The sequence below is a fragment of the Brucella pseudintermedia genome (assembly GCF_008932435.1).
GTDB lineage: Bacteria > Pseudomonadota > Alphaproteobacteria > Rhizobiales > Rhizobiaceae > Brucella > Brucella pseudintermedia.
In genome coordinates, this window is sequence record NZ_WBWE01000008.1 from 12,680 (window position 1) to 24,224 (window position 11,545).

Below are 11,545 nucleotides of genomic sequence, written 5' to 3' on the forward strand. Positions count from 1 at the left end.
ATTCCCGGTTTTATTCAGCTTCCGAGCGCAACCGCGACATTGACGGAAGCGGCGACCAGCACGGTGTTGAAGAAGAAGGACACGATGCTGTGCAGCAGCGTGATCTTGCGCATGTCAGGCGTTGTCACGCCGGTGTCGGAGGTTTGCGCCGTCATGCCGATGACATAGGCGAAATAGGCAAAATCCCAGCCCGAAGGTTCCGGCGTGCCGGGAAACTCGAAGCCACCGCGACGGCGGCTGGCATGGCTGCTGTCGTCGCCGGCAGGTTGGCCTGGTTGCCAGTAAGCATGTGCATAATGCAGCGCAGCCATCATGTGAATGGTAAACCATCCGAGCGGCACCGATGCCAGCGTCATCACCAGTGCGAAGGCATCAGCCTGCGGTTGCCGGTTGATCAGGATAAATAGCGAGACGACCGCCACAAGCACCGCTGCGAAGGTTACGAGAAAAATGATCCAGACGGGTTCATCGGCGCTTGCGGCGTGTTTTTTCAGGTGCGCTACGGTAAGCTTGGGCAACGCAAAGAGCGTCAGCGCGAGATAGAGCACGAAGAAGCAGTTGGCTCCGATGACGGGAGCGAGTTCCCTGTCGACAAGCCACGCAATGACGAAAGCTGCAACGCCGCCAAGAGCGCCGAGATAGAACGACATATGGCGGCGCAGCAAAAACATCAGGCAATGGTTTCCCTTGGTTCCAATCGCATATCGACATGCGGAATGCCGTCTTCGAGATATTCGTCGGAAATCGCCTCGAAGCCGAACGAGCCATAGAATTTCTGCAAATGGCTTTGTCCGCCTAGTTCGATGGCCGTAACGGGAAAGCGGGCCTGCGCAAATTCGATGGCCTCTGTCATCAGACGCTGGCCGAGCTTGTAGCCGCGATAATCCGGCGCCACAACGACGCGCCCGATTTTCACCGGCTTCCCATCCTGTTCCGGCGGCAGAACCCGCAGCGATGCTGCAAGCTCTTCCCCGTCGAGAATGCGCAGGTGAAAAGCCTCGAAATCTTTGCCGTCAATCTCCGGATAGGGACATTTCTGCTCGACCACGAAGACGTCCACGCGCAGTTTCAGCATCGCATAAAGCGCGCGCGGGGTCAGATTGTCGATTTCATCCCACCGGGAGACGAGAAGCTTTTCAGCCATCAGTAAACAACCACCGAACGGATGGACTTGCCTTCATGCATGAGGTCGAATGCAGTATTGATTTCATCAAGCGGCATGGTGTGGGTGATAAGATCATCGATATTGATCTTGCCCTCCATGTACCAGTCCACGATCTTCGGCACGTCGGTGCGACCGCGCGCTCCGCCAAAGGCAGTTCCTTTCCAGACGCGGCCAGTAACCAGCTGGAACGGACGCGTGGCGATTTCCTTGCCGGCTTCCGCAACGCCAATGATGATTGATTCGCCCCATCCGCGATGGCAGCATTCCAGCGCCTGCCGCATGACATCGGTATTGCCGGTGGCATCGAAGGAATAGTCCGCGCCGCCGTCGGTCAGGTCCTGAATGGCCTGCACCACCTTGTCATTGCCGATCTCGCGCGGGTTGATGAAGTCGGTCATGCCGAACTTTTTCGCCATTTCGACCTTGGCCGGATTGATGTCCACGCCGATGATCTTGTCCGCGCCCACCATGCGGGCACCCTGAATGACATTGAGGCCGATGCCGCCGAGACCGAACACCACGACATTTGAGCCCGGACGAACCTTTGCCGTATAAATCACCGCGCCAATGCCGGTGGTGACGCCGCAGCCGATATAGCAGATCTTGTCGAAAGGCGCGTCTTCGCGCACTTTCGCCACCGCGATTTCCGGCAGAACCGTGAAGTTGGAGAAGGTCGAGCAGCCCATATAGTGGAAGACTTCGCCGCCATCGCAGGAAAAGCGCGTGGTGCGGTCGGGCATCAGGCCCTGGCCTTGTGTGGCGCGGATCGAGGTGCAGAGGTTCGAGCGCTGCGACAGGCAGGTTTTGCACTGGCGGCATTCCGGCGTGTAGAGCGGAATGACATGATCGCCCGGTTTGACTGAGGTCACGCCTGCGCCCACTTCGCGCACGATGCCCGCCCCTTCATGACCAAGAATGGCCGGGAATTTTCCTTCCGAATCGAGGCCCGACAGCGTGTAGGCATCGGTATGGCAAACGCCTGTCGCCATGATTTCGACCAGTACTTCGCCAGCCTTCGGACCGCCGATCTCGACGGTTTCGATGGTGAGCGGCTTCTTTGCTTCCCAGGCGACGGCTGCGCGTGACTTCATGGCGATGTTTCCCTTCCAGTTGTGTGTTGCGCGCCTATTTCAGATAGGTGCGCAAAATCCGCATGATTTCGTCAATTTGCGTATCGGAGTCCGCCTTGGCTTCCTGACCGCCTCTGGCTTCCTGCGCAAACGTCTCGCGGAAATGACTTTCCAGCACTTCCGCCATCAGCCCGTTGGCCGCGCCTCGCAACGCCGCGATCTGCTGCAGCAGTGCCGCGCATTCCGTGCCAGCCTCCACCGCGCGCTCCAGCGCTTCGGCCTGACCGCGAATGCGGCGCAGGCGCGTCAGGGCGCGCTTCTTGTCTTCCGGCGAATGTGGCATGGAATCTCCCGATTTCAATGAAATCTATATACTCCGGGGGAGTACGTCAATCGCCGAACGCCAGCCGCAGGTGCAGAAGTGGATAGGGGCGTCCCTGGTCGTCTGTTTCCGAACGTCCGGTTTCGATAAATCCCATATGCCGGTAAAAGCCGACGCCTTGCAGGTTCTGCTCGTTTACATCGACGGTGAGAGGACTGCCGACAGCCTTTGCATGGGCTATCATCAGTTTGCCAATGCCTTTGCCGCGCTGGTCGGGGGCGATGAACAGGCTGTCGATATGATGATCGCTCATGCCCATGAAGCCGACCGCCTTGCCGGCGTCTTCAATAAGCCAGACTTCGACATTGGGCAGATATTGCTCGGCCACCAGCTTTTCGATTTCCAGAAAATCGTTGCGGCTGAGGAAATCATGCGTGGCGAGAACGCTGGCGCGCCAGATTTCGGTCAGAGCGGGCGCATCCGCCTTGCTCGATTTTCGAATATGGATCATGTGCGCTCCTTGTGTGATAAGCACCAAAGCGAAGGCCTTATCTGACGGAAACTGCTTTGACGAGCCTGCCCGATCTTCCTGTGACACGAATTCTGCCTCGGCTGGACGAGGCATTGACGCATCATGCGAGCGCAGTCCTCGTCGCCCCGCCCGGTGCAGGCAAGACGACACTGGTGCCGATCCATCTACTGAATGCCTCATGGCGCAAGGACGGTATGATCGTGCTGCTTGAGCCCCGCCGTCTGGCGGCACGCGCTGCCGCCCGCCGCATGGCGCAGCTTCTGGGCGAGGAGCCGGGTGAAACCGTCGGCTACCGGATGCGCCTTGAAAGCAAGGTGTCAGGGAAAACTCGAATCCTCGTCGTCACCGAGGGCGTTTTTGCACGCATGATCCTCGACGATCCAGATTTGAAGGGCGTTGCCGCAGTTCTGTTTGATGAATTTCACGAACGCAGCCTCGATGCGGATTTTGGTCTGGCGCTGGCGCTCGATGTGCAGGCTGCATTGCGTGACGATCTCAAGATACTCGTCATGTCGGCAACGCTTGATGGCGCTCGTGTGGCATCGCTACTCGGTGATGCACCGGTGATCGAAAGCGAGGGACGCGCTTTTCCTGCCGATATCCGCTATCGCGACCGCAAGGCCGATGAACGGATTGAGGATGCGATGGCGCGGGCGATCCGCGACGCATTGGCGGACGAAACGGGCAGCATTCTGGCTTTCCTGCCGGGGCAGGGCGAGATTGAACGCATAGCGCGGCTTCTTGAAGGTCGTCTGCCGCCGAATGTGCTGCTCGCCCCGCTCTATGGCGCGATGGAAGGTCGCGATCAGGATGCGGCGATCAAGCCTGCACCGGCGGGTCATCGCAAGGTCGTTCTGGCGACCTCGATTGCCGAAACCTCCATCACGATTGACGGTGTGCGCGTGGTCATCGATAGCGGCCTTGCCCGCCTGCCGAAATATGAACCCGCTACGGGCCTGACCCGCCTTGAAACCGTGCGGACCTCGCGCGCGAGTGCCGATCAGCGGGCGGGGCGTGCCGGTCGTACCGAGCCGGGCGTTGCCATTCGCCTCTGGCATCAGGGGCAAACGGCATCGCTTCCCGCTTTCTCGCCCCCGGAAATTCTGGAAGCCGATCTTTCCGGTCTCGTGCTTGACGCTGCCGCGTGGGGTGTGACTGATCCAGCAACCTTGTCGCTGCTCGACAAGCCGCCATTGCCTGCTCTCAAAGAGGCCAAGGCACTGCTTAGCCGGCTTGGTGCGCTTGATGATGCTGGACGCTTGACCGCAGATGGGGAGGCTATGCGCTCGCTTGCCCTGCCTGCACGCCTTGCGCATATGGTGGCGGAAGCTGGTAAACGCGGCGAGGCCCTGCGGGCGGCAGAGCTTGCTGTTCTTCTGACCGAGCGCGGTCTTGGCGGCAATGAGACCGATCTCGATACCCGCATGGCGCGGTTCCGCAATGATCGTTCTGATCGTGCCCAGCGTGCCAAAGGTTTGGCGAAACGGTTGGCTGCAAATGTGCCCAACAAAGGCGAACCAGCCGGTTCAGGCGTTGGCCGTATGCTGATGGACGCCTATCCAGACCGTATCGCCAAAGCGCGTGGGGCAACGGGACAATTCCTGCTCGCCAACGGGCGCGGCGGCGAGGTCGATCCTGCCATCAGTTTGAGCCGCGCATCGTGGCTGGTGGTTGCCGATATGACGGGCAAGGCGGGACGGGCGCGTATTCTTTCTGCTGCGGAAGTCAGCGAAACAGAAATCCGCGCTGCCTTGGGCGACAAAATCGAGAGTGGACGACAAGTTGTCTATGACCCGGAAAAGAACGCCCTGCGGACGCGCGAAGCCGTGCGTATCGGCGCTATCGCTCTCTCTGAAAAGCCGCTCGCCGCTCCTTCGGGAAGCGCTGCCGACGAAGGCGTGATTGCCGCCGTGCGTGAACACGGTCTTGATATTCTGCCTTGGGGCAAGGAGACGGACATCCTGCGCCGACGGCTTGGCTGGCTTCATCGCGGCCTGGGCGATCCCTGGCCGTCGATGGATGACGAAGCGCTTCTGGAAAGGCTTGAGGACTGGCTGCTGCCCTTCCTGACGGGGGAAGCCCAGCTCGACCGCATTCCAGCGCATGTGCTGAAAAACGGCCTGTTGAGCCTTGTGCCGTTCGACCTCCAGCGCAGTGTCGACCAGCTTGCACCGACACATTTCGAAGTGCCGACCGGATCGAATATTCCGATCCGTTACGATGCGGAGGAGCCGGTTATCGCGGTGCGTGTGCAGGAACTGTTCGGCCTCGGCATGCATCCGGCCATCGCCAATGGCAAGGTGCCGCTCTTGCTGGAGCTTCTTTCTCCGGCCCACCGTCCGATCCAGATAACCCGCGATCTTCCCGGCTTCTGGAAAGGCTCATGGGCGGATGTGCGTTCCGATATGCGCGGCCGTTATCCGAAGCACGTCTGGCCGGAAGACCCCGCCAACGCTGAAGCAACGCGCCGCGCCAAGCCGCGTGGTACCTAGGGTCCGGACCTAATCCCGGCCTGCGACCGGATAACGCAGTTTCGCTTGCTTTCTGGTCCGGGCTTGCCTCATAAGGGCCTGACGAGGGACGTCAATGCACGCAGAATTCGAGAATCGCGCTTCCAATCTTTCGCGCCGCCCGCGCCTGACCACGCTGGTACGTGTCCGCTGGCTAGCCATTGCCGGACAAACCGCCGCAGTCATGTTCGTGGCGCTTTATCTGCAGTTTCCTTTTGCCGTCGGCGTTTGCTTTGCGCTGATCGCCTGTTCGGCGTGGCTCAATCTTTATCTGGCCTTCCGCTTTCCAACCAACCATCGGCTCAATCCGGCGGCGGCAAGTCTGGTGCTGGCATTCGACATTCTGCAGCTGGCAGGACTTCTTTATCTGACCGGCGGGCTGCAAAACCCCTTCGTTATCCTGATGATCGTGCCGGTCATCATCTCGGCGACGTCGCTTTCTGCCCGCCATACGCTTGTGCTCGGCTTGCTGGTGGTTGCCTGTACATCGGTGCTCACCATCAGGCACGAACCGCTGCCCTGGTATCCCGGCGAAACGCTGAATTTGCCATTCCTGTTTGTGATCGGCATCTGGTGCGCCATCATTTCAGCGCTCGGTTTCACTGCCGTCTATGCCTACCGCATCGCCGAGGAAGCGCGCCAGTTGGGCGACGCATTGAGCGCCGCCGAACTTATTCTCCAGCGTGAACAGCATCTGTCGGCACTGGATGGACTGGCTGCTGCAGCCGCCCACGAACTGGGCACCCCGCTTGCAACCATTGCATTGGTGGTGAAGGAAATGCAGCGCGCCCGCACCACCGATCCGGGCCTTGCCGAAGACATTGCCCTGCTTCACTCCCAGACCCAGCGCTGCCGGGAAATTCTCCAGCGGCTGACCAGCCTATCGTCCGAAGGCGAAGAACATATGTCGCGCCTGCCGCTTTCCTCGTTGATTGAAGAAGTAATCGCGCCGCACCGCAACTTCGGCATCACCATCGACGTGCAAAAGACGGAAGGTCCGAAGCCGGAACCGGTCACCCGGCGTAATCCCGGCCTGCTCTATGGCCTGGGCAATCTGGTCGAGAATGCCGTCGATTTCGCGCGCGGAACGGTCAATGTCACGTGGGGCTGGACTGACGGCAATGTGAGCGTGATCATTCAGGATGACGGCGAGGGCTTCAAACCGGAAATCCTCGACCGGATCGGCGAGCCCTATATGACAAGCCGCGACAATACCCGGAATGGCGGCGGTTTGGGTCTGGGCCTGTTCATCGCGAAAACGCTGCTGGAACGTTCGGGCGCGCATATCACCTTCCGCAATCGGAGCAATCCGGGGCAGGGCGCGGAGGTGAAGGTGATCTGGCCGCGTTCTGCATTTACGTCCGTCTGAAGCGTATTTTTCAGGCGGGCCTAAGGATCTTCTATCACATCCTTGTGTCCGGCTTTCAAAATAGTGTGATATTACAAAGAGTTGCATTTCTGCGACGTGAGGAGGAGCGCTGAAATTGCTTCAACAATTCAGTGGCTATTTGACTTTTTGACGCAGGGGTATCAATAAGGAAAGAAAAATACAGGCAGGAAAGCACCCGATGGATGACTTGAAGCAGGAAGACACCGAAGCCATAGGCAACGATCCGACCCTCCTTCTGGTTGATGACGACAAGCCTTTCTTGCAGCGCCTTGCCCGCGCCATGGAGAGCCGGGGTTTTCAGGTGACAACCGCGGAATCGGTTGAGGAAGGCATCGCCGCCGTCAAGGCTGCTGCGCCGGCCTATGCGGTCGTGGATATGCGGCTCGGCGATGGCAATGGTCTCGACATCATCGAAGCGATTCGCTCGCGCCGTGCCGATACGCGCGCAATCGTTCTTACCGGCTACGGAAATATCGCAACCGCTGTGAATGCCGTGAAGCTCGGCGCCATCGATTATCTGTCGAAGCCTGCCGATGCTGATGAGGTCTTCGCAGCATTGACCCGCCGTCCCGGCGAAAAGGTCGCGCCGCCGGAAAATCCGATGTCCGCCGACCGGGTTCGCTGGGAGCACATTCAGCGGGTTTATGAAATGTGCGAGCGCAATGTCTCAGAGACCGCACGCCGTCTCAACATGCACCGCCGCACATTGCAGCGCATTCTGGCCAAACGCGCGCCGCGTTAAATCAGGTCAATCAATTTCGGTTTCGGGCACATCGAGACCGGCGAGTTCGGCGATTGTCAGCCGGGCCGCGCCTGCCCGTGCAAAGCGCAGCATCAGCGCTTTTCGCGTTGCACCGGGCAATTTATGTTCCGGGGCATCGCGCATGATTTCTGCTCCATATCCGTCTGAGAGAATGAAGCCGCATTCTTGCGGAAAGATTTCGCTTGGAACAGCCGGATGGGTGGCGAAGAACAGCCGGTCGCAATAGGCACGATATTCGGGCCATTTACGGTCCGCCTTCCAGTCCTCAATGGATGATTTTATCTCCACGATCCAGATTTCGCCCTTGCGGTTGACCGCGATCAGATCGGCGCGCCGGCCTGATGCCAGCGGCAATTCGGGCAATGTGGCAAGCCCCATTTGCAGAAAAAGGCGCTGGACGCCGCGCCGCACAAGCATGGCGTTCTCTGACTGCCTGCCGTCGGAAAGAGGATGGGTCTGGTTGGGAATCACAATGGGCATGGCGCATTTTGTGCGTGGTTTCACGGTGAAACAATCGGAAATCAAGCGTGTGCGGTGCAAAAAACCGCCGCAAGGCGCTGAAACATGGCCAAAAAATGGCCTAATCAAGGAATTTTCAATTTACGGTTAACGTCTGGTTAACAATACTGCCGCATCTTCAACGACAACGAACGATTCGCATCTATCTCCGGCCCATCGCGGTCCCATTGACGGAATGAACCAATCTGGGGGAATGCATGAAGTCTCGCGTCCTAAATCTGGCGGCGGCTCTTTTTCTGGGCAGTGTCGTCGCAGGCTGCTCGACAGCAGGCGGCACATTCTATACCGCTTCCTATTCTTCGGTCACCGATGCCGGCTATGTTGTCCCGGCGATCCCGAGCGAAAAGATTCAACCGCAATATCGTCGCCAGATCGTCAAATATCCAACAGACGAAAAGCCGGGCACGATCATTGTCGATACGCGCGAAAAGTTCCTTTATTTCATCATGCCGGAAGGCAAGGCCATGCGATACGGCATTGGCGTCGGCCGCGAAGGTTTTGAATGGTCCGGTACGGCGCGCGTCGCCATGAAGCGCGAATGGCCGACCTGGACACCGCCTTCGGCCATGATCAGGCGCCAGCCGGAACTTGCAAAATATCGCAATGGCATGGACCCCGGCCTGCGTAACCCGCTCGGCGCGCGCGCCCTGTATCTGTATAACAAGGGTGGTGACACGGGCTATCGTCTGCATGGAACGCCGGAATGGTGGTCCATCGGCAAGGCAATGTCTTCGGGCTGCATCCGCCTCATGAATCAGGACATTATGGATCTTTACGACCGCACCGAACAGGGCGCGAAAGTCATCGTGAAGCAATAACGACATGAAAAAGGCCGCTTCGAGCGGCCTTTTTCATGACAATCAAATGCAACTCAGATTTGTTCGACCTGCTGCACTTCCGGCACGAAATGGCGCAGAAGGTTCTGAATGCCGTGCTTCAGCGTTGCCGTCGATGACGGGCAGCCCGAGCATGCGCCCTTCATGTTCAGGAACACGGTGCCGTTTTCAAAGCCGCGGAACGTGATGTCGCCGCCGTCTTGGGCAACGGCTGGACGAACACGGGTTTCGATCAATTCCTTGATGATCTCGACGGTTTCCGCATCGGCTTCATCGAAAAATTCTTCATCGCCATGTGCGGCAGCGGCATCGGCATTGCTGTTGCCGGCCATTGCAGGCGCACCGGACATGAAATGTTCCATGATCGTGCCAAGGATAGCAGGCTTCAGATGCTGCCATTCGCCATCGTCCTTGGTGACGGTTATAAAGTCGTAGCCGAAGAAAACACCCGTCACGCCCGGAACCGAAAAGAGCTTGGCTGCGAGCGGCGACGTGTTGCCAGCGGTGGAAGCATCGCGGAAATCGGCGGTGCCTTCCGGCATCACGACCTTGCCGGGAAGAAACTTCAGGGTCGCCGGGTTGGGCGTGGTTTCAGTCTGGATGAACATGCCAGTTGTCCCGCTTTCAGATTTTGGAACGATTTTCGTAGGCGCAGATTGCCATGGACGCAAGTGCCGTCCTGATGCTGCGCGTATCAGTTGACATCAATATAGGGTGATCAGGTCACCGCATCAATGTCGTCGTCGCTCATACCTGCCGGAATGACAGTCACCGGGATCGGGAACTGCGCGCGACCGGCCAGCGATTGCACGAGGGGACCGGGGCCTTCCTTGCCTGAACCGGCGGCCAGAACCAGAATGGCGATATCCTGATCCTCCTCGATGAGGCTGATAAGCTCCGCGGCGGTTTCGCCCTCGCGGATGCTGATTTCCGGCTCGATCCCCTGATCTGCACGCACCGCTGCCGCGAATTTCTCAAGCGCGGCCTGAGCGCGATCCTGCGCTTCGGAACGCATGATTTCGCCGACGCCCAGAATTTGCTGGAAATCGGAATCATCGATCACGAAAAGCAGGACAAGTGATCCGCTGGTATTTTTTGCACGGCGCGCGGCATAGGCGACGGCGCGCCCGCATTCGGGCGTTTCGTCAATGACGGCAAGAAACTTGCGGCGGTGACCGGCTTCCCGGCTAAGTCGTTTTGATACCATGGCCGCAATTTGCCATCGGGATTGTTCGTCTGCAAGCTGACATTTGGCAGGGCGCGATGATCGAAACGCGCCCTGCTGAACGAGAAAATCAGTTCTGCAACCAGCCGACGATGTCGCGGACATGGCGCATGGTCTGTTCGGCGATCACGCCAGCCCGCTCGCCGCCCTCGCGCAGAACGCTGTCGATGTAAGCCGGATCGGCCACCAGCCGGCGCATCTCATGGGTGATCGGCGAAAGCTTGGCGACCGCCAGTTCGGCAAGCGATGCCTTGAATTCGGAGAACTGGCGTCCGCCGAATTCCTTCAGCACATCTTCCTTCGACTGGGAGGAAAGCGCTGCATAGATGCCAACCAGATTATCGGCTTCCGGACGACCGGCAAGGCCATCGAGTTCCGTGGGCAGGCCGTCGGAGTCGGTCTTTGCCTTGCGGATTTTCTTGGTGATGGTCTCTTCATCATCGATCAGATTGATGCGCGACAGGTCCGACGGATCGGACTTCGACATCTTCTTGGTACCGTCGCGCAATGACATGATCCGCATGGCCGGGCCGGAAATAACCGGCTCGGTGATCGGGAAGAAGCCCGATACCTGCTCGTCACCAACCTGCATATCCACACCGATGCCGAGCGAGGCGATACGGTCGGAATAGTCATTGTTGAACTTCTGGGCGATATCGCGGGTCAGTTCCAGATGCTGCTTCTGGTCCTCGCCGACCGGTACTGCGGTGGCGCGATAAAGCAGGATGTCGGCGGCCATCAGGCTCGGATAGGCGAACAGCCCGAGCGAAGCATTTTCGCGATCCTTGCCTGCCTTGTCCTTGAACTGGGTCATGCGGCTCATCCAGCCGATGCGCGCGACGCAGTTGAACACCCATGCAAGTTCCGCATGCTGCATGACGCGGCTCTGGTTGAAGACGATGCTCTTCTGGGGATCGATGCCGGCGGCGAGGAAAGCTGCCGTGACTTCACGGGTCGACTGAATCAGTTCAGCCGGATCGGGCGAGACGGTCAGGGCGTGCATGTCCACGACGCAATAAATGCAGTCATTGGTGTCCTGCATGTCCACCCACCGCTTGATCGCCCCGAGGTAATTGCCGAGGTGAAGGTTTCCGGTCGGCTGGACGCCGGAGAAAACAAGCGGTTTGAACGTGCTCATGATCGTTTCCTAAAAAAGTTAGCCCCGCCGGTGGAGAGCGGGGATTTGAATGCTGGTCTTTTCGCAGAGACGCAG

Annotated in this window: 13 protein-coding genes; 4 read left to right on the forward strand and 9 right to left on the reverse strand. The window is 58.9% G+C overall.

The features are described from left to right. Positions 1-14: 14 nt before the first annotated feature. From F9K78_RS11560 to F9K78_RS11580, 5 genes are read right to left on the reverse strand one after another with little or no spacing between them, the layout of a single operon-like run. Complete coding sequence (locus tag F9K78_RS11560; protein WP_121985754.1) at positions 15-671, reverse strand: DUF1345 domain-containing protein; 657 nt, start codon at positions 669-671, stop codon at positions 15-17. After that, positions 671-1,144, reverse strand: coding sequence for a GNAT family N-acetyltransferase (locus F9K78_RS11565; RefSeq protein ID WP_121980705.1), 474 nt, complete (start codon positions 1,142-1,144; stop codon positions 671-673). Before F9K78_RS11565 ends, F9K78_RS11560 begins: the two co-directional genes overlap by 1 nt. Then, complete coding sequence (locus tag F9K78_RS11570) at positions 1,144-2,256, reverse strand: S-(hydroxymethyl)glutathione dehydrogenase/class III alcohol dehydrogenase (RefSeq protein WP_121980706.1); 1,113 nt, start codon at positions 2,254-2,256, stop codon at positions 1,144-1,146. The genes F9K78_RS11565 and F9K78_RS11570 overlap by 1 nt, the downstream gene beginning before the upstream one ends. A 34-nt stretch (positions 2,257-2,290) precedes the next feature. After that, positions 2,291-2,578 carry a metal/formaldehyde-sensitive transcriptional repressor gene (locus tag F9K78_RS11575; protein ID WP_121980707.1) on the reverse strand — a complete coding sequence of 96 codons (288 nt, stop codon included), beginning with the start codon at positions 2,576-2,578 and terminating at the stop codon, positions 2,291-2,293. 46 nt (positions 2,579-2,624) lie between these two features. Beyond that, entirely contained in the window at positions 2,625-3,068 is a 444-nt protein-coding gene (locus F9K78_RS11580) for an acetyltransferase (RefSeq protein ID WP_121980708.1), read from the reverse strand. Between the two features lie 56 nt (positions 3,069-3,124). Between F9K78_RS11580 and hrpB the strand changes: the two genes are divergently transcribed. The 3 genes from hrpB (at position 3,125) to regA (ending at position 7,731) form a co-directional block, all read left to right on the forward strand. Continuing rightward, positions 3,125-5,581 (forward strand): ATP-dependent helicase HrpB, encoded by a 2,457-nt coding sequence (gene hrpB / locus F9K78_RS11585; RefSeq protein WP_121985753.1) that lies wholly within the window; start codon positions 3,125-3,127, stop codon positions 5,579-5,581. Positions 5,582-5,675: 94 nt separating this feature from the next. Beyond that, positions 5,676-6,968, forward strand: coding sequence for an ActS/PrrB/RegB family redox-sensitive histidine kinase (locus F9K78_RS11590; RefSeq protein ID WP_121980710.1), 1,293 nt, complete (start codon positions 5,676-5,678; stop codon positions 6,966-6,968). Positions 6,969-7,167: 199 nt separating this feature from the next. After that, complete coding sequence (gene regA, locus F9K78_RS11600) at positions 7,168-7,731, forward strand: global response regulator transcription factor RegA (protein ID WP_121980711.1); 564 nt, start codon at positions 7,168-7,170, stop codon at positions 7,729-7,731. A 6-nt stretch (positions 7,732-7,737) separates the two neighbouring features. Here the strand turns inward: regA and F9K78_RS11605 are convergent, their stop codons facing one another. Next, on the reverse strand, positions 7,738-8,232 hold the full coding sequence (locus tag F9K78_RS11605; protein ID WP_121980712.1) for an MmcB family DNA repair protein: 495 nt from the start codon (positions 8,230-8,232) through the stop codon (positions 7,738-7,740). A 236-nt stretch (positions 8,233-8,468) separates the two neighbouring features. Between F9K78_RS11605 and F9K78_RS11610 the strand changes: the two genes are divergently transcribed. Continuing rightward, positions 8,469-9,089 (forward strand): L,D-transpeptidase, encoded by a 621-nt coding sequence (locus tag F9K78_RS11610; protein WP_121985752.1) that lies wholly within the window; start codon positions 8,469-8,471, stop codon positions 9,087-9,089. Between the two features lie 53 nt (positions 9,090-9,142). On the opposite strand, the gene F9K78_RS11615 is transcribed toward F9K78_RS11610, so the two are convergent. The 3 genes from F9K78_RS11615 to trpS form a co-directional block, all read right to left on the reverse strand. Then, positions 9,143-9,715 carry a NifU family protein gene (locus F9K78_RS11615; protein WP_061344826.1) on the reverse strand — a complete coding sequence of 191 codons (573 nt, stop codon included), beginning with the start codon at positions 9,713-9,715 and terminating at the stop codon, positions 9,143-9,145. 110 nt (positions 9,716-9,825) lie between these two features. Beyond that, positions 9,826-10,314 carry a universal stress protein gene (locus F9K78_RS11620; RefSeq protein ID WP_121980714.1) on the reverse strand — a complete coding sequence of 163 codons (489 nt, stop codon included), beginning with the start codon at positions 10,312-10,314 and terminating at the stop codon, positions 9,826-9,828. An 88-nt stretch (positions 10,315-10,402) separates the two neighbouring features. Further along, positions 10,403-11,470, reverse strand: coding sequence for a tryptophan--tRNA ligase (gene trpS, locus F9K78_RS11625; protein WP_122066360.1), 1,068 nt, complete (start codon positions 11,468-11,470; stop codon positions 10,403-10,405). Between the last annotated feature and the right edge of the window lie 75 nt (positions 11,471-11,545).